Source organism: Halomonas sp. H33-56, from assembly GCF_040147035.1.
Taxonomy (GTDB): domain Bacteria; phylum Pseudomonadota; class Gammaproteobacteria; order Pseudomonadales; family Halomonadaceae; genus Halomonas; species Halomonas litopenaei.
The window spans coordinates 4,137,198-4,159,190 of record NZ_JAMSHP010000001.1 but is presented as its reverse complement, the minus strand read 5'-3'; the positions used below and the strand labels follow the sequence as shown (position 1 = coordinate 4,159,190).

The following is a 21,993-nucleotide window of genomic DNA, read 5'->3' as shown; positions in this document are numbered from 1 at the left end:
CGGACGGGCTTAAAGGTGTCGCGACGCCGGTGTCGTGATGCCACTGGCCGGGAGTGTCTTGTCCAGGTCACGTGCGGTGCGCTCGAGCAGCAGTTCCGTGGCGCGGCGGGCCTGCTCTGGCTGCCTCAGGCGAATCGCCTCGAGTAGCTGGCGGTGGCGCTCCAGGCTGTCGCTGAGTCCACGCGCATGGCCGCCTGCTGCGTCGTCCATGGGGCCGTCAGAGGAACTCCCGGCATGGCGCTGCGAGCGCTGGATCAGGGCCACGATGGAAGGTCTCAACAGCAGCCCCATCTGGCGCCAGACCAGGTTGTGGCTGGCGCGATAGATGGCGTCGTGAAAGGCCACATCGTGCTCGGCGTGGGCCAGTCGCTGTGAGGCCGCATCGGCGGTCTCCTGCATGCCTTCAAAGGCGCGTTCGATGCGTGCCAGGTCTTCGCCGGAGGCGTTAAGCGCCGCCAGCTCGCCGATATAGGGTTCCGCTGCCAGGCGAAAGGCAAACACCGCCTCGACCAGTTGCGGGTGGGGCGCGTCCAGGCTGGCCATCCAGCCGCTCATCTGCGGATCCAGCAGATGCCAGTCGACGATATCGCGCACCACGGTGCCGCGACCGGCGGTGCGCTCGATCAGACCCGCCGCGCTGAGTTCGCCCAGGGCGTTACGCACCCGATTGCGGCTGGCCTCGAAGTGCTGGCACAGATCCAGCTCCCGAGGAAACAGATCCCCCGGCTGCCAGTGTCCCGACAGAATCGCCCGTGCCAGTACCTCGGCCAGCGCCGCGGCACCGCGACCCTCGGCGGGCCTCGGGAGTGAAGCGAGAGCGTCCATCCAGGCCTCCATAATGTTCGACGTTACTATAGTTAATGTCTGACATTTTGGGCAAGGCAGGAGTGCCTCGAATGGGGTAGACCTTGGTGGAAGGTGCGGTGCTGAACGCGTGCGCTTGTGAACTCGCCGATTAGTGGCTGACTGATTCTCGGCAGCCTTCGTCATTCTGCCCCATGCAACTCACATGCTGGCCTTGTCTGTGCTGCAGCTTACGAGTGGGCTCGAGAAGAGTGTGATTAGCCGCCACGCTGCGATGCAGGATGCATTGACGGACCAGCCTGCCATGCGTGATAGACACGATCAGAGCTACAAGCTGCTGTTCAGTGAGCCTAGGGTGATACGTGACCTCTTGACCGGGTTCGTCGAAGGCGAGTGGGTCGAGCGGCTGGACCTGGACAGCCTGGAGAAGGTCAGCGGCAGTTTCGTGACGGATGATCTTCGGGACCGCGAAGGCGACGTGATCTGGCGGGTGCGTTCTGGTGATGACTGGCTGTACCTTTATCTGTTGATCGAGTTTCAGAGCAGCGTCGATCCCTTCATGGCGCTGCGCATCATGACCTACGTGGGTCTGCTGTATCAGGACCTGGTAAAGCAGAGAAAGTTGGCCAGCGAGCGCAGCTTGCCGCCGGTGCTGCCCATCGTCCTCTACAATGGAGAAAGGCGATGGAGTGCCGCGAAGGAGCTCTCCGAACTGATTCATCCCGCAGCGACGGAGCTGGCTAGCTACCAGCCCTCGCAGTCCTATCTGCTGCTGGATGAAGGTGCGATCGTCGCCGACGAGCGCTGGCCCGCAGACACCCGCAACCTGGTTGCCGCCATCTTTCGGCTGGAGTATCACCATAGCCAGCAGGACGTGATCGACACCATCGGCCAGTTGGTGGAGTGGTTGAAATCACCCGGGCAGGCTCGGCTGCGGCGCCACTTCGCGACATGGATCAAGCGCGTCCTGCTGCCCAACTGGGTGCCGGGCGGGAAGGGCGACCACGAGCAGTGGCAGGCGCTCAATGACCTTGAGGAGGTACACACCATGCTGTCGGAACGTGCCAAACGATGGCCCGAACAGTGGAAGCAGAAGGGACTCGAGGAAGGGCGCCTGGAAGGGCGTCTGGAAGCCGCGCGTAACCTGCTTGCGCGCACCGCCATGGATAGCCGCGAAATCGCAGAAATCTGCGGACTTGACTTCGAACAGGTGGCGGAGTTGAGAAGAAAGGAATGAGCTGAGCCGGCCCGGCTCGCAAGATGGAGGTGTGTGCCAAGCTGCCGCATCGCTCGATGGCCCGGGTGGCGGTGCGGCCTAGCGCGAGACGTCTTCTCGATTTAGGGCTGCGCATCACGTAAGGCAATGTAATGCAGGTGTGCGTATGTAAGAGTCTAACTTTTGTTAACTCTATGTATAAGGTTTAACTTGCTGATATAGAAGAGGTGTTTCGTTTCTTTGCATAAAAGGGTGCTTCGATGAAGGTTTGAGAGTTGCAGATCTCTTGCCTATAAGGGAATGGCTTGTTTGGCGGTGTGACTGGTAGTTGGCGCCGACCGGACCGATGACGGCCCACGCCTGGTGGCGTGGAAGGCTCATTTCCCGAGCAAACAACGGAGTGTTTGTCATGGCGAAGAATCCGTACACCCAACCGAATCGAGACGAGGCTCATGACACTGAGCGTCGTACCGACGCCAACAGCAAGTCCGACAATCTCGAGACTTATCGCAGTGATGCGACCGGGCATGACCTGCGTACCAACCAGGGCACCCGGATCGCGGACAACCACAATTCGCTGAAGGCCGGCGAGCGCGGCCCGACGCTGATGGAAGACTTCATCTTCCGCGAGAAGATGAATCACTTCGATCACGAGCGCATTCCCGAGCGTATCGTCCATGCCCGCGGTGCGGCGGCCCACGGCTACTTTCAGCCCTATGAGGCGGCGGCAAGGTACTCCAAGGCGGGACTGTTTCAGGATACCGGCAAGAAGACGCCGGTATTCGTGCGCTTTTCCACCGTGCAGGGCGGGCGCGGGTCCAATGACACCGTGCGCGACGTGCGCGGCTTTGCCACCAAGTTCTACACCGACGAGGGTAACTGGGACCTGGTGGGCAACAACATGCCGGTGTTCTTCATTCAGGACGCGATGAAGTTTCCCGACTTCGTGCACGCGGTGAAGCCCGAGCCCCACAACGAGATTCCCCAGGGGCAGTCGGCCCACGACACCTTCTGGGACTTCGTCTCGCTGATGCCCGAGAGCGCCCATATGGTGCTGTGGACCATGTCCGACCGGGCCTTCCCGCGGCACTACCGCTATATGGAAGGCTTCGGCGTCCACACCTTCCGGCTGATCGATCGACAAGGCAAGGCCCGCTTCGTCAAATTCCACTGGAAGCCGCTGGCGGGCACCCACTCGCTGATCTGGGACGAGGCCCAGAAGCTGTGGGGTCGTGATCCAGACTTCAACCGCCGCGAGATGTGGGGCGACATCGAGAATGGCGATGCCCTGGAATGGGAGCTCGGCATTCAGGTGGTCGAGGAAGAAGACGAGCATGCCTTCGACTTCGATATCCTCGATCCGACCAAGCTGATTCCCGAGGAGCAGGTGCCGGTGACTCCCATCGGCAAGATGGTGCTGGATCGCAACCCGGACAACTACTTTGCCGAGACCGAGCAGGTCGCCTTCAACCCCGGCAATGTGGTGCCCGGCATCGACTTCAGCAACGATCCGCTGCTTCAGGGGCGCCTGTTCTCCTATCTGGATACCCAGATGCTGCGTCTGGGTGGCCCGAACTTCCACGAGATCCCGATCAACCAGCCGGTGTGCCCGTTCCACAATCACCAGCGCGACGCTCCGCACCGTCAGACCATCAACAAGGGCCAGGTTTCCTACGAACCCAACTCGATCGAGGATGGCTGGCCCCGGGAGACCCCGCCGGCGGAAGAAAACGGCGGTTTCGAGAGCTATCAGGAGCGCATCGATGCCCACAAGGTCAGGGCGCGCAGCGAGTCCTTCGGCGACCACTACTCCCAGGCCAGGTTGTTCTGGCATAGCCAGAGTGACGTCGAGAAAGAGCACATCATCGCCGCTTACGCCTTCGAGTTGTCCAAGGTCGAGCGTCCGTGGATCCGTGAGCGGGTGATCAAGGAGATCCTGCCCAATATCGACATGGAGCTCGCGCGCCGAGTAGGCGAGGTGCATGGTGTCAAGCCGCCGGAGCATCCGCCGGCACCCTCGGAAGAGTTGGGCACCACGTCGCTGGACGCCTCCTCGGCGCTTAGTTTGATGCATCGCGGTCAGCCGGATATTCGCTATCGCAAGGTGGCGATCCTGGCCGCCGACGGGGTCGACGGTGACCAGGTGGAAGCGCTGCAGAAGCGCCTGGAAGCCGAGGGGGCCCAGGGGCTCATCATCGCGCCGTCGATGGCGCCCGTGGCGACCGTTCAAGGCGGCACCCTGACCCCGGATGCCATGCTCAACGGACTGCCGTCGGTGACTCTGGACGCCGTGGCGGTGGCCCCTGGCGATGACAGTGTCAAGGCGCTGGCGGGTTCCGGCCTGGGGCTTTACTACGTGCAGGAGGCCTACAAGCACCTCAAGCCGATCGCTGCACTCGGCGACGGTGCCAATGTGCTGCAGGCGGCTGGCATCGAGGTGCCGGAAGACGGCGTGTTCTCGGCGCAGACCGTGGACGATCTCTACGCCGATTTCCAGGAGGCGATTCGTGGCCACCGGGTCTGGTCGCGCGACGCCAAGGCCAACGACATGCCGGCCTGAGGTCCGGCGATGGCAGACCCCTTTGAACTGGCGGTCAGCACAGCAGCCCCCGAGGAGACTCGGGGGCTTTTTTTGGGTTCATCGCATTTTGCCGGGAAATGCGGCGCGGATCTTCAGGAAGAAGTACGCCGTGTCGCGTTATCCATAGGCCATCCGCCGATCGGACCTGATCCACGGCTTGCTGTTGGGGCTATTGGCCGGTCTTACCCATGCCCTGTATTCGTGGACGGCACGCCGCCTCATGCAGCGGGGCATCGCTCCCCGGGCCGCCATGAGGGCCACCTTTGACCACCTTTGGATTGGGTGGCCTGATCTGAAACCTGTCCTCATGGTCGCCGAGGCCTTATGACTCCCAGACTTGCCAGCTGAGCCGAAACCAATCATTATTCGGCTCACAATGCGAGTCGAATATCGTTGTCATTCGGCTCCTCCGCCTTCTTGGAGGCCTGGCATGACCGATCACGCCTCGACATGGATCTGGCAGCATCCTGACTGGCCGAACTTCACCTGGCACGCGGCCGAGATTCAGCCGCGGGTCCAGGCATGCTGGAGGGATCTCGGCATCTTGCTGGGACGCTCGTGGGCTCTGACATCCGCGGATGACCAGGACGCTGAGGCAAGAGCCGCCCTGGATACGCTACTGCAGAGCATCGTTACCTCTTCGGCCATCGAGGGAGAGCGTCTGAACGTGGTGTCAGTTCGCTCTTCCTTGGCCCGACGCCTTGGTGTGGAGGAGCCGGAGGGGGCTACCTCACCACGTGCTGAAGGCCTGGCGGAGTTGATGCTGGATGCCACCTTCAAGCCTGACACGCCGCTGGACACCACCAGGCTGTTTCAGTGGCATCGGTGGTTGTTCCCTGATGCTGACGCGGGGCTTACGACGTTAAGGCCCGGGCAGTGGCGCGGAGTGGAGCCCATGCAGGTGGTCTCGGGTCGCCTCGATCGACCCAAGGTGCATTTCGAAGCGCCGCCGCGAGAGGGGTTGGAACATGAGGTTGATCAGTTCCTCACTTGGTTCGCGTCCAGCCGTCATGACCCCGAGTTGGATCCCCTGGTTCGAGCGGGCCTGGCACACTTCTGGTTTGTAACACTGCATCCATTTGAAGACGGCAATGGTCGAATTGCCCGGGCTATCGCTGATCGCGCCTTGGCGCAGGCGGATCAGCAGAGTATCCGCCTGTATGCCATGTCGGCTGCCATCCTGGAGCGCCGCGCTGACTATTATCGGCGCCTGGAAGCGAACCAGTGTGGCACGCCTGACCTGACGGCCTGGCTTGTCTGGTTCCTGGAGACGCTGGATGCCACCTTGTTGGATGTCCTGGGGAAGGTCGATCGGACGTTGGCCAAGGCCCGTTTCTGGCAGCACTTCAGGGCGGCCGGCCTGTTGCCTGAGCAGGTGAAGGTGTTGAACCGCCTGCTGGATGGCGGTGAGAGAGGCTTCGAACACGGCATCAGTGCGTCGCAGTACCAGAAAGTCGCCAAGGTCAGTAAGGCAACTGCCACCCGTCATCTCGCAGGGCTGGTCGAGAAGGGTTGCTTGGTAAAGCTTCCAGGAGGTGGCCGCAGCACGCGCTATCAGGTACCGGAACGGTTTCATCAGGACAGCGGGGAGTAGGTGTTCGCCGTAATGACACGAGGAGAAGGAGTGCCGAGCCATACTGCTGAGACCCGCGGTTGCGGGGAACGGTAGGAGACGGGGTGCCGCCCTCTCGACCTCGGTAAGGCACGTTGTCGACAGCTAGCTTGGCCTTTCCCCAATAGCGATAATAACTCGTTGAGACCGCCACATTTTTTTCTTCGACTCCGCTCAAGCGCACCACTGGTGACCCTGAGTGCAAGCATCAGCCGGTGTAAGCGTCACCTGGATGAAAGGTGCAGGAGTAAAGACGGTTCCCTCAAGCTAAATAAATTGCCTGAAGTGCGCATCATTGCCCGAGCTGATATCGACCTTGGTTGAGTCATCAGGAGATGTCTTGCAAGAGATATCGGCGATGACGTACTGATCGGTGAGACGTTGTTTTTTCTGCCACCGCCACTTTCACGAAGTTGGCGGTTTTTTGTTGCTGTTTCCGTTAGTTACTTATTCAAGTGACTCACTATGTGGCGGATTGGTTGACTATTTGACCGTGTATGGGGCCTTGCCTTGAATGGGATGAATCAAGGAGGCGCCATGGATGAACTGATTCCCCCAAAAGACCGCTCCGGCACCCAGACCCTGAGTCGAGGGCTCGAAGTGCTGCAGTGCGTCGGGCGTGGTATTTCCACGATCAAGGCGCTGTCCCAGGCGATGCAGCTCCCCCGCAGTACGGTGGCCCGTTCCCTGTCCTGCCTGGTCAGAGACGGCTACCTGCACAAGGTGCCCTACAAGGGCTACTACCTCGGGGCGAAGTTGATCGAGCTGGGCGAACGGGCGGCGGAGCAGCAGCCCTTGGTCGATATTGCCAGGCCGTACCTTGAGGCGCTGGCCGAACAGACGCGGGATACCGTGCACTTCGGGGTGCTCGACGGTGGCGATGTGCTCTACCTGTGCAAGTTGCCGGGCAAGCGGACTCTTGAGATGCGCTCGCGCACCGGAGGGCGCATGCCGGCGCTGGCCACTGCCCTGGGCAAGGCAATGCTGGCATCGAAGGATCCCTCCAGCTGGCCTGCCTACTATGCCGCCGTGCAGCGGGTAGCCAGGCCTCGCGAGGATGCTCCTGCACTCAAGTCATTCGCGGAGGTCCGTCGCGACCTGAAGGAAGCCGACGTGCGCGGCTGGAGCTTCGACTGGGAAGAAAACGAGTACGGCATCCGCTGTGTCTCGGCGCCGGTCAAGAATCATGTCGATAACGCCGTGGCCGCCGTCAGTGTCACCAGTGTCATCAGCTTTATGCCGAGAGACCGCATGGCAGCCCTGGGCCCCCAGGTAAAACGCACCGCCGACACCATCTCGCGGGCCCTTCGTGGTGAAAGTTAGCAAGCAGCATCGCGTCCAGGCGCGATCGCGCGTGACGCTCTGTGCCTGGCAGCCACCACCCACACCGGAGCGTGAGATGGACGTATTGGTCGATACCGGCCCCTGCAGCGCCGGGGATGACATGAAAGGACCACCGATGATGCTGGCATCACCTGTCTCTGACGATGTCAGAGAGGCCGTTTCGCCTGTGGACAGTGGTTGCCTGGGATCTTGAAAAGGACACCTGCCATGAACATTGTCTTCTCCGATCTGGATCACGCCGATCATGACATCGAGCGGGACATCCTGGCTTCCGCTGGATTCGACGCACCGATGCTGGCCTGTCGCAGCGAGCAGGATCTGGTCGATCAGCTTACTGACGTGGACATCGCGCTCAACCAGTACGCCCCCTTCACCCGTCGGGTGCTCGAGGCACTGCCACGACTCAAGCTGATCGTGCGCTACGGTGTCGGCGTCAATAACGTGGACCTCGAGGCGGCCACCGACGCCGGGGTGCAGGTATGCAACGTACCCGACTACGGCATGAACGAGGTCTCCGACCATGCCCTGGCGCTGACGCTAGCGCTCACGCGCAAGCTGGTGCCGATGAACCTTGCCTGTCACCAGGGTCGCTGGGACTACGTCGAAGCCATTCCATTGCGGCGGCAGTCGACTCAGACGGTGGGTCTGATCGGCCTGGGACGGATTGGTCGACTGTACGCTCGGAAAGTCAACGCCCTCGGTTTCCGTGTCATCGGCTACGACGCCTTCTACCGCCCCAGTGCCGAGGATGGCACCGACTATATCGAAGCCGTCGAACTCGATTCGCTCTACGGACGGGCCGACGTGGTGGCGGTGTTCTGCCCGCTGACGGAGGACACCCGTCACCTGATCGACGCAGGGACACTGGCCGCGATGAAGCCCGGGGTCTTGCTGGTCAACACCTCACGAGGCGGGATCATCGACGAGGTGGCACTGGCCGAGGCGCTCGCCTCCGGTCACGTCGCCGGAGCAGGACTCGACACCACTGAACGGGAGCCGCTGGAACCCGATAGCCCGTTGTGGGCCCAGCCAAGCTGTCTGATCACACCGCACATGGCCTGGTATTCCGAGGACGCGGCTGCCGAGCTCAAGCGCAAGGTGGCCGAGGAGGCGGTGCGCTTTGCCAGAGGGGAGGCTGTGTACTGGGCCGTCAATCGGCTCGCGTGACGAACCCTCGAGAAGCGGATGCAGGATTGCTGTGACGACGGGCGCCTTGCTGCCCGTGCTCTTCAATGCCAACAACACCAACAAAGGAAGACCTCATGCCAAGACTCTCCAGAATGAAGCTGTCCCTGATCGCCGCGGCACTGGCGATGACCCCGGCGCTGTCTCAGGCCGAAACGCTGCGCATGTCCAGCGTGACCTCGACCTCGGCCAAGGACGCCAGTGTCGAGTTCAAGCGCCTGGTTGAAGAGCGGACCGACGGCGAGCTCGAGATCACGCTGTTCCCGGATAACCAGCTAGGCGATGACAGGGTGGTGGTGGAAAGCACCATCTTCGGTGATATCGACATCGGTATCTCCTCGACCAGTCCGATGGCCACGCTGTTTGCGGACCTGTACGTGTTCGATGCTCCCTTCCTGTTCCTGTCGACGGAGGCCACCTACAGCGCCCTGGACGGCGAGGTCGGCGACAAGCTCCTCGAGTCGCTGGAAAGCAAGGGTCTCAAGGGGCTGGCGTTCTGGGAGAACGGTTTTCGCAACTTCACCGATAGCGGCAAGGTGGTGGCCGAACCGGCTGATCTGGACGGCATGAAGGTGCGGACCATGGAGAATGAGGTCCATCTGGCGGCCTGGCGCGCCTACGGTGCGAATCCGACACCGATGGCCTTCACCGAGCTGTTTACCGCGCTGCAGCAGGGGACGGTGGACGCCCAGGAAAACCCGTTGGGCATCATCGACGGCAATCGCTTCCAGGAAGTGCAGGACCATGTGTCGCTGACCCAGCACGTCTATACGCCCTACCTGGTGTTCATGAACCTCGACAGGTACAACGCCCTCGACGACTCCCTGCGTGAGGCACTCGACGCCACCATCGACGAGATGACGACCTACCAGCGCGAGCGCTCCCAGCAGCTGGAAGGCGAGATCCTCGACAAGTTTGCCGATCAGGGGGTGACGGTGACCGAGATTACCCCGGAGCAGAAGGAGCTGTGGCGTGATGCCGCCGTCGAGGCCGACATCTATTCGCTGGTCAAATCGAAGATGGAGCATCCCGAGTACCTCGACGAGCTGTTGAAGCCATGACCCGATGAGGCCAGAAGGCGCCCGCCGCACGCGGGCGCTTCGCTGTAGCCTTGCCGACTTCTGTCATCACCCCGCTGCCAGGGAGAGAGCGGATGAAACTTGTGAGATGGCTCGATGAGTACGCGGAGATCTCGATCTGCGTGGCGCTGATGTCCGCGATGACGCTATTGCTCGCGGTGCAGGTGTTCATGCGATACATCATGGGCGCGTCGCTGTCCTGGTCCGAGGAGCTCGCGCGCTACTTCTTTATCTGGTTGATTTATCTTGGGATCAGCTACGGCGCCCGGGAAATGCGGCATATCAAGATCGACGCGGCGCTCAAGCTGTTCCCACGCTCGGCGCGTCACTGGGTGGTCATCCTGGGGGACCTGCTGTTTCTGGCCTTCGCGCTTTATGTGGTCTGGACCAGCTGGGCGGTCATAGAGCGCCAGCTGATGCTCGGCCAGGCCTCCCCGGCCATCGGTGTTCCCATGTGGGTGGTCTACGCGGCGCCTTTCGTCGGCTTTGCGCTGACCACCCTGCGCCAGGTGCAGAGCATTCGCTGGCGGCTTGCGCATCCCGACGCCGTACACGACAAGGAGGTGTGAGATGACCGCGACGGTATTGTTCTTGAGCCTGGTGGTATTGTTGATCCTGAACGTCCCTGTGGGCATCGCCATCGGTCTGTCCTGTGTGGTGACCATCCTGTCCTTCGGCACCCTGTCCGAGCTCTATGTGGCCCAGACCCTGGTATCGGCCACCGATAGCTTTCCGATCATGGCCATACCGCTATTTATTCTGGCCGGCGACCTGATGGGGGCCGGCGGCGTGTCGCGGCGGATTCTCGGGGTGGCCTCGGCCTTCTTTGGTCGCTTCACCGGGGGGCTTGCCATCGTCACCGTGGTGGTGTGCATGTTCTTTGCCGCGGTATCGGGCTCGGGCCCGGCCACGGTTGCAGCGGTGGGGTCCATGGTGGTGCCGACCATGCTCGAGGCCGGCTACTCGAAGTCCTTCGTGCTGGCGCTGGTGGCGGCGGCCGGCAGTATCGGCGTGATCATTCCGCCTTCGATCCCGATGGTGCTCTACGGGGTCTCCACCGGCACCTCGATCTCCAACATGTTCCTCGGCGGTGTCCTGCCGGGGCTGTTGATTGGTCTGGTGCTGATCACCTACGCCTACTTCTATTCCCGCAAGATGGGCTGGAAGGGCGATGATACCCCCTTCGATGGGCGCAAGACCCTGTGCCTGGTGTGGGAGGCCAAGTGGGCGCTGCTCAATCCGGTGATTATCCTGGGGGGCATCTACGCGGGCATCTTCACTCCCACCGAGGCGGCGGCGGTGGCGGCGGTGTACGCCTTTGTCTGTGGGGTGTTCATCCATCGCGAGCTGTCGCCCCGGGATATCTTCAAGACCATCGCTGGGTCCTGCGCCACCACCGGCACGGTGATGGTGATCCTGGGCTGCGCCTCGACCTTCGCCCGCATCCTGACCATCGAGCAGATCCCGGTGGCGATCGCCGACTTCATGCTGCAGTTCTCGTCGAGCCCTGCGGTGTTGCTGCTGGTCATCCTGGTAATGCTGCTGCTGGTGGGCTGCGTCATGGATACCACCCCGGCGATTCTGGTGCTGTCACCGATTCTCTATCCGGTGGCGACCTCCATGGGTATCGATCCAGTGCACTTCGGCATCGTCATGGTGGTCAGCCTGGCCATCGGCTTCATCACGCCACCGCTGGGGATCAATCTGTTCGTGGCCTCGCGCATCGGCAATGCCTCGCTTGGCACCGTGATCAAGGGCATCGTGCCCTTCGTGATCGTGATGATCCTGACCTTGCTGGTGATCGCCTACGTACCGCAGCTGTCGCTGGTATTGCTGTCGGTGTTCAATTGAGCGTGGCATCGTAAGTCGCACACGCTGTCCATCAACGCCTTTATCGCCCCCGTCTTCCGCTGCCGGCCAGGCCTCGGGAGACAGGGGCGAAGCGCATGCCAAGGGGCAGCGGATGGCTGGCATATCGGGCGCTCCGGCCCTTGCCCAAGGTCTAGCGGTTGCCGCTGAGTTCGCCGTCTATGCTTCTCCTGTCGGTTCAGTGACCGCCAATGACAAGGAGATGCTCATGCTCGCCTCGTGCAGAACCGCCCTCGTTTTCACTACGTTCGCCACTATGCTTGCCCCGATGTCGCTTCTGGCTCAAACCGTCATGCAGGAGCACCGCATCAAGAGCTCTGTGGACGATGCCATCGAGCTCTATGTCAGGGAGCGTCTGCCTGATGGAGTGTCGCCCGCCGACATGTCCGAGGCGGTGCTGTTTGTTCACGGTGCCACCTATCCCGGCATTTCCTTCGACACCGACCTGGCAGACGGCAAGAGCTGGATGGATCACACCGCGGAGGCAGGCTTTGCCACCTACTACCTTGATCAGCGGGGGTATGGCAATTCGACTCGGCCGGAGGTGATGGCGCAGCCCTCTGAAGACAACGCACCTTTCGCGCGGGCAGAGACGGTCATCGACGATATGGAGGGTGTCATCGATTTCATTCGCGAGCGCACTGAAGTCGACAGGGTCAATCTGGTGGGCTGGTCCTGGGGTACCGTCACCAGTGGCATGTACACGGCGCGTAACGATGAAAAGGTGGATCGCCTGGTGCTGTTCGCGCCGGTCTATAGCCATCGTAACCAGAACTGGACCAGCAGCCTGGCCGATGCGAATGATCCTGGCAAGTTGGCCGACGTGGGCGCCTACCGGACAGTGAATCGAGAGCAGGCAGACCAGCGTTGGGCCAACCAGATCCCGCCCGAGGCACTTGAACAGTGGCGTGATCGGGCGGTTTTCGACCGCTGGTTTGACGAGATGCTGGCTATGGAGCCCGCCGAGGATTCCGACGTCGTCAAGGCGCCTAACGGCGTTCTGGTTGATCTGTGGGAGATCTTCAATGCGCGACCGATCTATGAGGCTTCGCGCATCAGCGTACCGACGCTGGTTATTCGCGGCGATGACGACCCTACGGCGACCGACGCTGATGCCAGAGGGCTTTTCGCAGAGCTGGCAGCTGAGGAAAAGCGCTATGTGGTGATTGGAGAGGGATCGCACTTTCTTAATCTGGAAAAGCATGCCCCTCAGCTATTTGCCGAGACATTACTGTTTCTCGGCGGTGGCGAAGGGCAGCCTGGACGGGCGACGGATTAGCGGTCCAGATAGTTGCGATAGATGCGCGCCATGCGCTTGCGGTCGCGGTAGCCCCTGAGTTGTTGCGTTTCCAGGTGGTGGGGGCGCGCCTGTCCGTTGTCGTCGAACACAAAGGAGCGGCTGGCCCCCATGATGCCGGGGGCGGAGCTGTAGATGTACAGCACCAGCAACTCGAGCACGTAGTCGCTGTCTTCACCCTCACACAGGGTGTTGTCTTCGTCCTCGATGTCGGCGGCGCGTGCCCGGCGCACCAGACTATCGATTTCGCCGGCATCCAGGTGGGCGTTAGATGGCAGTGGACCCTGCAGCGTCCCCCTGGAGATGGAGGTGGGGGTATCTCCGTTTTCGTCGGTATCCACCTCCGACACGGTGCAGCGGCGTATTCCGCACTTCTCGTGCAGCCACACCTGGACGGTCTCGATATGGATGCCCTCGGCGCTCATGTTGCTGATCAGGCAGCGGCCCTGGGTGGACAAGCCCATCACCTGATTGATGACCACCTTGGGGCGCCGCTGGCGACGGAAGCCGGCGTAGAGCAACTGAGCGTAGAAGATCCAGACCGCCAAAGTGCCGAGGCTGGTCATGAATTGCAGAAAGGTACCGTGGCTGGAGATCCATTCCATGGGAGAGGTCCTTGTCGGTTAGGGGAGGGCGAGATCGAATCCATGATCTCCACGTATGACGCTGCCTTTATTGTGCAGCGTCGAGCATCTAGAAAGAGTGGGTCAGCGGTGACGGACTTGCAAGACGTGGGGAGGTGAAGGGGGGCGTCCAACGAAAAACGGCCACCGCTCTGATGAGCTAAGTGGCCGTCTTTACTAAATTCTTGGTCGGAGTAGCAGGATTCGAACCTACGACCTCTGCCTCCCGAAGGCAGCGCTCTACCAAGCTGAGCTATACTCCGATGTTTGAGGTGTGTCCCTCAACGGATGCGTAGTATACGGATCCGTGTGGATGATGCAACCCTCGCGAGCCCGAGTCAGCCACTTTTTTCCAGCTTCCCCGTCACTTGAGGGCACTTGCCCGGTGATTTTCAGGTCTTGCGTTCCACCGCCAGGCGGGCCAGTTCGGCCATGCTGTCGCGGTAGGGCGAGGGCGGCAGATGGTCGAGTTCGGCCAGGGCCTTGGCGGCCATCTCTTCGGCCTTCTGGCGGGTGTAGTCCAGTGCGCCGGTGGACTTGACGATGGCCAGCACCTCGTCGAGGTGGTCGAGTCCGCCCTTGCGGATGGCGCGACGCACCAGGCGGGCCTGGTCGGGGGTGCCGGCGGCCATGGCCTGGATCAGCGGCAGGGTGGGCTTGCCTTCGGCCAGGTCGTCGCCGACGTTCTTGCCCATGGCCTTGGCGTCACCTTCGTAGTCGAGCAGGTCGTCGACCAGCTGGAACGCCAGGCCCAGGTAGCGTCCGTACAGCGCCAGCGCCTGTTCCTGGCGTTCGTCGGCGCCGGCCAGGATGGCGCCGCTGTGGGAGGCGGCCTCGAACAGCATCGCGGTCTTGCCGAGGATGGTGTCGAAGTAGGCGGCCTCGTCGGTGTCGGGATTGCCCACATTGGTCAGCTGCTGAACCTCGCCCTCGGCGATGGTGCAGGTGGCGGCGGACAGCACCTCCATGATGCGCATGGAGCCGACCTCGACCATCATCTGAAACGAGCGCGAATACAGAAAGTCGCCGACCAGCACCGAGGGCGCGTTGCCCCAGGCATCATTGGCGGTGGCCTTGCCGCGACGCATGTGCGACTCGTCGACCACGTCGTCATGCAACAGCGTCGAGGTGTGCATGAACTCGATCAGCGTCGCCAGGGTGATGTGACGATCGCCCTGATACTCCAGCGCGCGTGCCGCCAGCAGCACCAGCAGGGGGCGCAGACGCTTGCCGCCGCTTTCGATGATGTACTGGCCGATGGTCTCCACCAGCGGGATGCGCGAGGCGAGCTGGTCGAGGATGGTCTGGTTGACGGCGGCGAAGTCGTCGGCGACCACCGCGTGAATCGGCGAAGGAGCTGCTGATGGTGACGGGGTGGCGTTGACTGACATGAAGGCGGCTTCGACTGGAGGTGAGGGAGGCCGTGGGCCTTGGGTTGCCGGTCATGCTATGGGCCGCCCATGGGGGCGTCAAGACGATTAGCGCCCGGCGGCGGCCTCGCGCGGGGTTTTTTCCGGTCTCGCCACTTGACGCTGGTTGTCGGGTTGTGCCCACGCGAGGGTGTCGCTATAATACGCGGCCCACTCATCCATGCTCCCTGTCAGATGGCTGCCAAAAGGGGCGCCACTCGAAGCAGGTCGATCAAGAGCCAACCCCGATGAGTTTCTGGAGAAACAGCATGTACGCAGTGATCAAGAGCGGTGGCAAGCAGTACCGCGTTCAGGAAGGCCAGACTCTGAAGCTCGAGAAACTGGAAATCCCCACCGGCGATACCGTCGAGTTCGACGAGGTTCTGCTGGTCGGCAACGATGACGACGTCACCGTTGGTGCCCCGCTGGTCGAGGGTGCCAAGGTCAGCGCCGAAATCGTCGCCCACGGCCGTGGCGAGAAGGTGACTATCATCAAGTTCCGTCGCCGCAAGCACAGCATGAAGCGTCAGGGCCACCGTCAGTGGTTCACCGAAGTTAAAATCACCGGAATTTCTGCCTAAATACGCCTCGCCCTCGGGCGAATGCGTAGCGGACTATTCCCTCAACGAGCGAGGACTTTGCAATGGCTCATAAGAAGGCAGCCGGCTCCACACGTAACGGTCGCGACAGTGAAAGCAAACGCCTTGGCGTCAAGCTGTTCGGTGGCCAGGCCGTGACCCCGGGTAACATCATCGTGCGTCAGCGTGGCACCCGTTTCCACGCCGGCACCGGTGTTGGCATCGGCAAGGACCACACCCTGTTCGCTCTGGACGAAGGCGTGGTCAAGTTCGAGACCAAGGGTCCGAAGAACCGTAAGTTCGTCAGCGTCGTCTCTGCCTGAGACCGCCCGAACGCCATGGGCCGCCGGCGAGCGTGACTCGCTTGCCGACAGGCCCCGGAAGGCCCCGCCAAGCGCGGGGCCTTCTTGTATCATGGTGGAAAGCATCCGCCAGGAGAGTGATAGATGCAGTTCGTCGACGAAGCCTCGATCATCGTGGAGGCAGGCAACGGAGGTAACGGTTGCCTGAGCTTCCGGCGCGAGAAGTACGTGCCCAAGGGCGGCCCGGATGGCGGCGATGGCGGCCATGGTGGCAGCGTCTACCTGATCGGTGACGATGCCCTCAATACGCTGATCGATTTCAAGTATCAGCGCTTCTACAAGGCGCAGAACGGCCAGCCCGGCCAGGGTCGCCAGATGAGCGGCCGCGCCGGTGAGGATCTCCACGTCAAGGTGCCCGTGGGTACCACGGTGATCGACGAGGATACCCTCGAGGTGATCGCCGACGTGACCGAGATCGGCCAGGTGGTGCAGGTGGCCCAGGGCGGTCGCCGTGGGCTCGGCAACATTCACTTCAAGTCCTCCACCAATCGGGCACCACGGCGTACCACGCCGGGCACCGAAGGTGAGCGGCGCAACCTGCGCCTGGAGATGAAGGTGATGGCCGATGTCGGTCTGCTGGGCCTGCCCAACGCCGGCAAGTCGACGCTGATCCGCTCGGTGTCGGCGGCCAAGCCCAAGGTGGCCAACTACCCCTTCACCACCCTGGTGCCGAACCTGGGAGTGGTGAAGCTCGGCATGCACGAGCACTTCGTCATGGCCGACGTGCCGGGGCTGATCGAGGGTGCCTCCGACGGTGCCGGCCTGGGGCTGCGCTTTCTCAAGCACCTGACGCGTACCCGCCTGCTGTTCCACGTAGTGGATGTGGCGCCGTTCGATGAGTCCGATCCGGTGGAAGCCGCCGAGGCGATCATCCATGAGTTGGGCGAGTTCTCGCCGACCCTGGCCGAGCGCCCGCGCTGGCTGGTGCTCAACAAGCTCGACCTGCTGCCCGAGGACGAGCGTGAGGCTGCCGCCGACGAGATCGTGCGTCGACTCGGCTGGGAAGGCCCGGTCTTTCGTATCTCGGCGATCTCCAACGTCGGCACCGAGGCACTGGTGCAGGCGGCCCATCGCTGGCTGACCGAGCAGCGCACCCTCGAGAACGAGGATGAAGAGGCCATGGAGCGCGAGCAGGAGATGCGCCGGCGCATGGAAGATGAGGCGGTGGCCAGGACAGAGGCGCGCCTGGGTCGTCGTCGCAAGCGTGACGAAGACGACGATGACGATCTCGATGACGACGACTACGACGTCGAGGTCGAATACGTTCAATAGCGGTCGTCAGGGGAGTCGACAGCCTCCCCGTTCGGCCAGAGCAGCGGGGCGAGAAAAGGATGCACAGCGGAGAGCGGGTCCCGGGGCGTGACGCCCTGTCCAGCGCGCGACGGGTGGTGGTGAAGATTGGCAGCGCCCTGTTGACCAACGACGGGCGTGGCCTCGATGACCCCGCCATCGGTGGCTGGGTGGATCAGATCGCCGCCCTGGCGAGTCGCGGCATCGAGGTGGTGCTGGTGTCTTCCGGGGCCGTGGCGGCAGGCATGGTGCGTCTCGGCTGGCGGGCTCGCCCGTCATCGGTGCGAGAGCTCCAGGCCGCTGCGGCGGTGGGGCAGAACGTGCTGACCGAAACCTACGAGAATCACTTCGGTCGTCACGGTCTGGTGACCGCGCAGATTCTGCTGACCCACGACGATCTGTCCAATCGCAAGCGTTACCTCAACGCGCGCTCGGCGCTGAGCACGCTGGTGGACCTCAAGGTGGTGCCGGTGATCAACGAAAACGACACCGTGGTCACCGACGAGATCCGCTTTGGCGACAACGATACCCTTGGCGCCCTGGTGGCCAACCTGCTCGAGGCCGATGCGCTGGTCATCCTGACCGACCAGGAGGGCTTGTTCGACGCCGACCCGCGTCATGACCCCAGCGCCCGGCTGATCGAGGAGGGGCGCGCCGACGATGCGCGCCTGGCGGCGGTGGCCGGCGGCGGCGGCGCCCTGGGCCGTGGTGGCATGACCACCAAGGTGCGCGCGGCGCGCCTGGCCGCGCGCAGCGGGGCGGTCACGGTGATCGCCAGCGGTCGCCAGCCCCGGGTACTGGAGCGGCTGGCCGATGGCGAGCGGCTGGGCACCCTGTTGACGCCGGACCGGGCCCCCATCGCTGCGCGCAAGCGCTGGCTCGCCGGCCAGCTGCAGGTGCGCGGTACCCTGACCCTGGACGCCGGCGCGGTACGGGTGCTGCGCGGCAGTGGCTCGTCGCTGTTGCCGGTGGGGGTCAAGGCCTCCTCGGGTGACTTTGCGCGCGGCGATATGGTGCTGTGCGTCGACGAGCAGGGTGAGCGGATCGCCAAGGGGCTGGTCAACTACAACGCCGAGGACGCGCGCAAGATTCTCGGCCAGCCCAGCGGTCGCATCTGTGAGTTGCTCGGCTATATGGAAGCGCCGGAGCTGATTCACCGCGACAATCTTGTGGTGCTGGCTTGACCCAGGGCAGTAGCGCGCTTCTTGTTGCTGCTGGCACCTCTCTTTAGGGATATGGTTCCCGTCTTTTCTCCGTGCTCTTATGCGCCGCCGACAGCAGCCGCTGTCGGCGGCGCATGCGCGACATCTGTCCTGTTGCGTGAGCCTTGAAGCTGAAGCGTGCCCTGGTGCGTGGTCTCAGCGGTCTTTGGAGAAGAGGGAGCGTTGTCGATGAAGTCTATTCTGGTAACGGGTGCTGGTTCCGGCGTCGGCTTTGAGGTCGTCAAGCTGTTTTTGGAGAAGGGCTTCAAGGTCGGTGGCCTGGATATCAACGTCAAGGCGCTGAACGAGCTGCAGGCGCAAGGGCAGGCGAACCTGTTTGCCTACAAGTGCGATGTCTCCTGTCGTGCCGGTGTGCATGACGCCATCGAGTAGTTCGCCACCGTCTGCGGTGGAGTGATCGATGTCGTCCACTCCAATGCCGGGATTCAGGCGAGTGGCCTGTTCAAGGACGTCGAGCTCGAAAAGTACGAGATGATGAACCTGATCAATGCCATGGGCACGATCTACATCATCAAGGAAGCGCTGCCTTACGTGATGGCGTCCGAGGCAGGCGCCATCCTGCTGACGTCGTCGGCGTCGGCGATCACCGGGCTGCCGATGTTCAGCGTGTACGGTGCGACCAAGTCGTTCGTGACGTCGCTGGGCGAGTCGCTGAGTATCGAGCTGGAGTCCGATGGTATCTATGTAGGGATCATCGAACCCGGTCTGATCAATACACCGATGAACTCCAACAACCCTGACTCCATGGTGTGCACGGAGCAGGATATTACTCTGGGCCCGAAGGAAGTGGCGGAGGCCGCCTACCAGGCGATCAGCACTCGCCGTCAGCTCTACTGGCACGTGGGCGAAGAGGCTCATGATCTGGCGGAGGCGATCCAGGGGCTGCGGCTGTAGGAGCGTCAGCGCTTCGTCAAGCAGATGATCCAGTCGAAGCTGAAGTGATTCGAGTGATGATGGCGGCGGCGACGTCTGGGGTGACCTGAGGCGCCCGTGGCGTTGGGACAAGTGGCGCGATGACCGCTGCGCTGGCCGCCGCTGGCCGGGCACAGGGTCGGTGGAGTGAGCCAGGCGCGCCAGGCCCTAAAAGGCTGGCGCGCAGTACCTTGACATGATAGGATGCGCCATCCTCTCAGACACGGCCCGTAACGATTGCCTCGCGACAGTGCTTGCGATGGCGGTCGGCCAGATGGCCAGGCCGACGGGGATTTTTTTATTTCCCTGTTGGATCAATACGTTATCAAGTCATCGTGCGACGGTGACGACAACTTTCTCCAAGGAGACAGTCAGTGGCTAACAGCAAGCAAGCCCGTAAGCGCGCCCGTCAGGCAGAATCTCGTCGTGTCCTGAAGGCAGGCCAGCGCAGCATGGTCCGCACTTACGTCAAGCGCGTGATCAAGGCGATCAACAGCGGTGACCACGCTCAGGCAATGGACGCCTTCAAGGCGGCACAGCCGGTCATCGACCGCATCGCCGACAAGGACACCCTGTCCAAGAAGAAGGCCGCTCGCATCAAGAGCCGTCTGAACAAGCGCATCAAGGCGCTGGCTGCGTAAGCCGGTCCCGCGCTTTCGGCGTGACGCGGATGCGTCCGTGTCGCGCACGCGAAAAACCGGCTACGGCCGGTTTTTTTGTGCCTGCCAATTGATGACCCGCGGCGCCCCGGTGCCCCTTCGTCGCCCTTCTCCGGGCGATGGAGAGCCACAGGGCGGGGAATGTCAGTGGGACAAGAGGGCCGGACAAACGAGCCGGGAATTGAGCAGGGAACCCGCAAGCAAGGAATCAGTGACGTGACCGACGAGCGTCGACAGCAGGCCTCGGATGAGGACATTGATCAGGCCCTGGAGCAGGGAGCGGGCACCTCGGTGGGGGGCGCCAAGGCGCCCGTGCGTCGGGGCCTGATGCGCTCTGGGTTGGTGGTCAGCAGCATGACCATGCTGTCCCGGGTGCTGGGGCTGGTGCGCGACGTGGTGATCGCCACCCTGCTGGGTGCAGGACAGGGCGCCGACGCCTTTTTCGTGGCCTTCAAGATCCCCAACTTCATGCGTCGGCTGTTCGCCGAGGGCGCCTTCAATCAGGCCTTCGTGCCGGTGCTGTCGGAGTACTCGACCACCCGCACCCGCGAAGAGATACGCGAACTGCTCAATGCGGTGTGCGGTAGCCTGGCGGCGGTGCTGGCGCTGATTACCGCCCTGGCTATCGTCGCCGCGCCCTGGTTGACCTGGGTGTTTGCTCCTGGCTTTGCGCGAGATCCCGACAAGCTCGCGCTGACCACCGACATGCTTCGGCTGACGTTCCCGTATCTGCTGTTGATCTCGCTGACCGCCTTCGCCGGCAGCGTGCTCAATACCTGGAATCGCTTCGCGGTACCGGCCTTCACCCCGGTGCTGCTGAACCTGTCGCTGATCGGTGCGGCGCTGGTGCTGACGCCGATGATGAGCGAGCCGGCCATGGCGCTGGCCTGGGGCGTGCTGATCGCCGGTGCCGCGCAACTGCTGTTTCAGGTGCCCTTTCTGGTGAGGCTCGGGCTGATGCCCCGGCCCTGGCCCAACTTCGCCCACGAGGGTGTGCGGCGCATCCTTCGACTGATGGCGCCGGCGTTGTTCGGAGTCTCGGTGTCGCAGATCAATCTGCTGCTGGATACCATCCTGGCCTCGCTGCTGGCGGCGGGCAGCGTGTCCTGGCTCTACTATTCCGACCGCCTGGTGGAGCTGCCACTGGGGGTGTTCGGCGTGGCCATCGGTACGGTGATCCTGCCGGCGCTGTCGCGGCGCCACGCCGAGGCGTCCACCGAGCACTTCAGCCAGATGCTGGACTGGGCGCTGCGAGCGGTGCTGCTGCTGGGGCTGCCAGCGGCGCTGGCGCTGGCGCTGCTGGCCGAGCCGCTGTTGATCACGCTGTTCCATTACGGCGCCATGACCGACAACGATATCGTGATGGCGGCAATGAGCCTGCGTGCCTATGCCCTCGGCCTGGTCGCCTTCATGCTGATCAAGGTGCTGGCGCCGGGGTTCTTTGCCCGCCAGGACACCAAGACGCCGGTCAAGGTCGGTATCATCGCGATGGTCGCCAATATGGTGTTCAACCTGATCCTGATCTGGCCACTGGCCCACGCCGGGCTGGCGCTGGCCACCGCACTGTCGGCCTTCCTCAATGCCGGGATGCTGGCCTGGCTGCTGCGCCGGCAGGGCGTGCTGCGCTTCCAGCCCGGCTGGGGGCGCTTTGCCGTGCAGCTCGGAGGCGGCTGTGTGGCCATGGGCCTGGTGCTTGTGTTGCTGGCGCCGGAGTGGCACCAGTGGCTCGGCTGGGGGCTCATGCCTCGTGTGCTGTGGATGGCGGCGCTGGTGGCGGCCGGTGGGCTTGCGTACTTCGCCTGGCTGGGGCTGACAGGAGTCAGAGTCCGCCAGTTCCGGCTCAAGGGTTAGGGCTGGGGTTTGTCAGAAAGCTGTCTGCCCACCCAGACGCCTTCAGACGGTGGGAAGACGCGGCGCCCCGCACTTCGCTATAATCGACTCCCTTTAGGT

General features: G+C 62.8%; 18 protein-coding genes, 1 tRNA gene and 1 pseudogene. 16 read left to right on the top strand and 4 right to left on the bottom strand.

Annotation, left to right across the window (positions count from 1 at the left end):
* Positions 1–9 precede the first annotated feature (9 nt).
* Positions 10–825: a FadR/GntR family transcriptional regulator gene (locus NFH98_RS17720; RefSeq protein ID WP_349623003.1), complete on the bottom strand. Its 816-nt coding sequence runs from the start codon at positions 823–825 to the stop codon at positions 10–12.
* Positions 826–1,108: 283 nt separating this feature from the next.
* Here NFH98_RS17720 and NFH98_RS17715 point away from each other — a divergent pair, with 283 nt between their 5' ends.
* From NFH98_RS17715 to NFH98_RS17675, 9 genes are all read left to right on the top strand, one after another.
* Entirely contained in the window at positions 1,109–2,041 is a 933-nt protein-coding gene (locus tag NFH98_RS17715; protein ID WP_349623002.1) for an Rpn family recombination-promoting nuclease/putative transposase, read from the top strand.
* A gap of 388 nt (positions 2,042–2,429) precedes the next feature.
* Positions 2,430–4,580, top strand: a complete 2,151-nt coding sequence (katE, locus tag NFH98_RS17710; protein ID WP_213230428.1) for a catalase HPII — start codon at positions 2,430–2,432, stop codon at positions 4,578–4,580.
* Positions 4,581–5,031: 451 nt separating this feature from the next.
* On the top strand, positions 5,032–6,195 hold the full coding sequence (locus tag NFH98_RS17705) for a Fic family protein (RefSeq protein WP_222517069.1): 1,164 nt from the start codon (positions 5,032–5,034) through the stop codon (positions 6,193–6,195).
* A gap of 555 nt (positions 6,196–6,750) precedes the next feature.
* Positions 6,751–7,536 (top strand): IclR family transcriptional regulator, encoded by a 786-nt coding sequence (locus NFH98_RS17700; protein WP_071211132.1) that lies wholly within the window; start codon positions 6,751–6,753, stop codon positions 7,534–7,536.
* Positions 7,537–7,764: 228 nt separating this feature from the next.
* Positions 7,765–8,724 carry a C-terminal binding protein gene (locus NFH98_RS17695; protein ID WP_124805122.1) on the top strand — a complete coding sequence of 320 codons (960 nt, stop codon included), beginning with the start codon at positions 7,765–7,767 and terminating at the stop codon, positions 8,722–8,724.
* A 95-nt stretch (positions 8,725–8,819) separates the two neighbouring features.
* Entirely contained in the window at positions 8,820–9,803 is a 984-nt protein-coding gene (locus NFH98_RS17690) for a DctP family TRAP transporter solute-binding subunit (RefSeq protein WP_071211131.1), read from the top strand.
* 92 nt (positions 9,804–9,895) lie between these two features.
* Positions 9,896–10,390: a TRAP transporter small permease gene (locus NFH98_RS17685; protein WP_045993609.1), complete on the top strand. Its 495-nt coding sequence runs from the start codon at positions 9,896–9,898 to the stop codon at positions 10,388–10,390.
* A 1-nt stretch (position 10,391) separates the two neighbouring features.
* A complete protein-coding gene (locus NFH98_RS17680) occupies positions 10,392–11,672 on the top strand; it encodes a TRAP transporter large permease (protein WP_108133517.1) in 1,281 nt (426 codons plus the stop codon).
* A gap of 112 nt (positions 11,673–11,784) precedes the next feature.
* Complete coding sequence (locus tag NFH98_RS17675) at positions 11,785–12,969, top strand: alpha/beta hydrolase (protein WP_349623001.1); 1,185 nt, start codon at positions 11,785–11,787, stop codon at positions 12,967–12,969.
* Here NFH98_RS17675 and NFH98_RS17670 read toward each other — a convergent pair.
* The 3 genes from NFH98_RS17670 to ispB form a co-directional block, all read right to left on the bottom strand.
* Entirely contained in the window at positions 12,966–13,592 is a 627-nt protein-coding gene (locus NFH98_RS17670; protein WP_213230446.1) for a hypothetical protein, read from the bottom strand. The genes NFH98_RS17675 and NFH98_RS17670 overlap by 4 nt on opposite strands.
* A gap of 204 nt (positions 13,593–13,796) precedes the next feature.
* Positions 13,797–13,873: transfer RNA gene (locus NFH98_RS17665), tRNA-Pro, on the bottom strand.
* 129 nt (positions 13,874–14,002) lie between these two features.
* The gene (ispB, locus tag NFH98_RS17660; protein WP_124805119.1) at positions 14,003–15,001 is read right to left on the bottom strand and encodes an octaprenyl diphosphate synthase; all 999 of its coding nucleotides are present in this window, start codon (positions 14,999–15,001) and stop codon (positions 14,003–14,005) included.
* A 287-nt stretch (positions 15,002–15,288) separates the two neighbouring features.
* Here ispB and rplU point away from each other — a divergent pair, with 287 nt between their 5' ends.
* From rplU to murJ, 7 genes and pseudogenes are all read left to right on the top strand, one after another.
* A complete protein-coding gene (gene rplU / locus NFH98_RS17655) occupies positions 15,289–15,600 on the top strand; it encodes a 50S ribosomal protein L21 (protein WP_045994439.1) in 312 nt (103 codons plus the stop codon).
* Positions 15,601–15,662: 62 nt separating this feature from the next.
* Positions 15,663–15,920, top strand: coding sequence for a 50S ribosomal protein L27 (gene rpmA, locus NFH98_RS17650; RefSeq protein ID WP_045994440.1), 258 nt, complete (start codon positions 15,663–15,665; stop codon positions 15,918–15,920).
* A 123-nt stretch (positions 15,921–16,043) separates the two neighbouring features.
* Positions 16,044–17,231, top strand: coding sequence for an Obg family GTPase CgtA (gene cgtA / locus NFH98_RS17645; RefSeq protein ID WP_108133520.1), 1,188 nt, complete (start codon positions 16,044–16,046; stop codon positions 17,229–17,231).
* Between the two features lie 59 nt (positions 17,232–17,290).
* The gene (gene proB / locus NFH98_RS17640) at positions 17,291–18,433 is read left to right on the top strand and encodes a glutamate 5-kinase (RefSeq protein ID WP_108133521.1); all 1,143 of its coding nucleotides are present in this window, start codon (positions 17,291–17,293) and stop codon (positions 18,431–18,433) included.
* Positions 18,434–18,640: 207 nt separating this feature from the next.
* Positions 18,641–19,366, top strand: a pseudogene (locus NFH98_RS17635) (SDR family NAD(P)-dependent oxidoreductase).
* 392 nt (positions 19,367–19,758) lie between these two features.
* Positions 19,759–20,025, top strand: coding sequence for a 30S ribosomal protein S20 (gene rpsT, locus NFH98_RS17630; protein ID WP_045994444.1), 267 nt, complete (start codon positions 19,759–19,761; stop codon positions 20,023–20,025).
* 345 nt (positions 20,026–20,370) lie between these two features.
* Positions 20,371–21,894, top strand: a complete 1,524-nt coding sequence (gene murJ, locus NFH98_RS17625; RefSeq protein WP_124805193.1) for a murein biosynthesis integral membrane protein MurJ — start codon at positions 20,371–20,373, stop codon at positions 21,892–21,894.
* Positions 21,895–21,993 lie beyond the last annotated feature (99 nt).

Coding starts and splice junctions, on each gene's coding strand:
- rplU (WP_045994439.1), top strand. CDS start 15,289: ATGTACGCAGTGATCAAGAGCGGTGGCAAGCAGTACCGCGTTCAGGAA.
- NFH98_RS17715 (WP_349623002.1), top strand. CDS start 1,109: ATGCGTGATAGACACGATCAGAGCTACAAGCTGCTGTTCAGTGAGCCT.
- katE (WP_213230428.1), top strand. CDS start 2,430: ATGGCGAAGAATCCGTACACCCAACCGAATCGAGACGAGGCTCATGAC.
- proB (WP_108133521.1), top strand. CDS start 17,291: ATGCACAGCGGAGAGCGGGTCCCGGGGCGTGACGCCCTGTCCAGCGCG.
- NFH98_RS17675 (WP_349623001.1), top strand. CDS start 11,785: ATGGCTGGCATATCGGGCGCTCCGGCCCTTGCCCAAGGTCTAGCGGTT.
- NFH98_RS17685 (WP_045993609.1), top strand. CDS start 9,896: ATGAAACTTGTGAGATGGCTCGATGAGTACGCGGAGATCTCGATCTGC.
- NFH98_RS17695 (WP_124805122.1), top strand. CDS start 7,765: ATGAACATTGTCTTCTCCGATCTGGATCACGCCGATCATGACATCGAG.
- murJ (WP_124805193.1), top strand. CDS start 20,371: ATGCGCTCTGGGTTGGTGGTCAGCAGCATGACCATGCTGTCCCGGGTG.
- rpmA (WP_045994440.1), top strand. CDS start 15,663: ATGGCTCATAAGAAGGCAGCCGGCTCCACACGTAACGGTCGCGACAGT.
- cgtA (WP_108133520.1), top strand. CDS start 16,044: ATGCAGTTCGTCGACGAAGCCTCGATCATCGTGGAGGCAGGCAACGGA.
- NFH98_RS17670 (WP_213230446.1), bottom strand. CDS start 13,592: ATGGAATGGATCTCCAGCCACGGTACCTTTCTGCAATTCATGACCAGC.
- NFH98_RS17680 (WP_108133517.1), top strand. CDS start 10,392: ATGACCGCGACGGTATTGTTCTTGAGCCTGGTGGTATTGTTGATCCTG.
- NFH98_RS17700 (WP_071211132.1), top strand. CDS start 6,751: ATGGATGAACTGATTCCCCCAAAAGACCGCTCCGGCACCCAGACCCTG.
- NFH98_RS17720 (WP_349623003.1), bottom strand. CDS start 825: ATGGACGCTCTCGCTTCACTCCCGAGGCCCGCCGAGGGTCGCGGTGCC.
- NFH98_RS17705 (WP_222517069.1), top strand. CDS start 5,032: ATGACCGATCACGCCTCGACATGGATCTGGCAGCATCCTGACTGGCCG.
- ispB (WP_124805119.1), bottom strand. CDS start 15,001: ATGTCAGTCAACGCCACCCCGTCACCATCAGCAGCTCCTTCGCCGATT.
- NFH98_RS17690 (WP_071211131.1), top strand. CDS start 8,820: ATGCCAAGACTCTCCAGAATGAAGCTGTCCCTGATCGCCGCGGCACTG.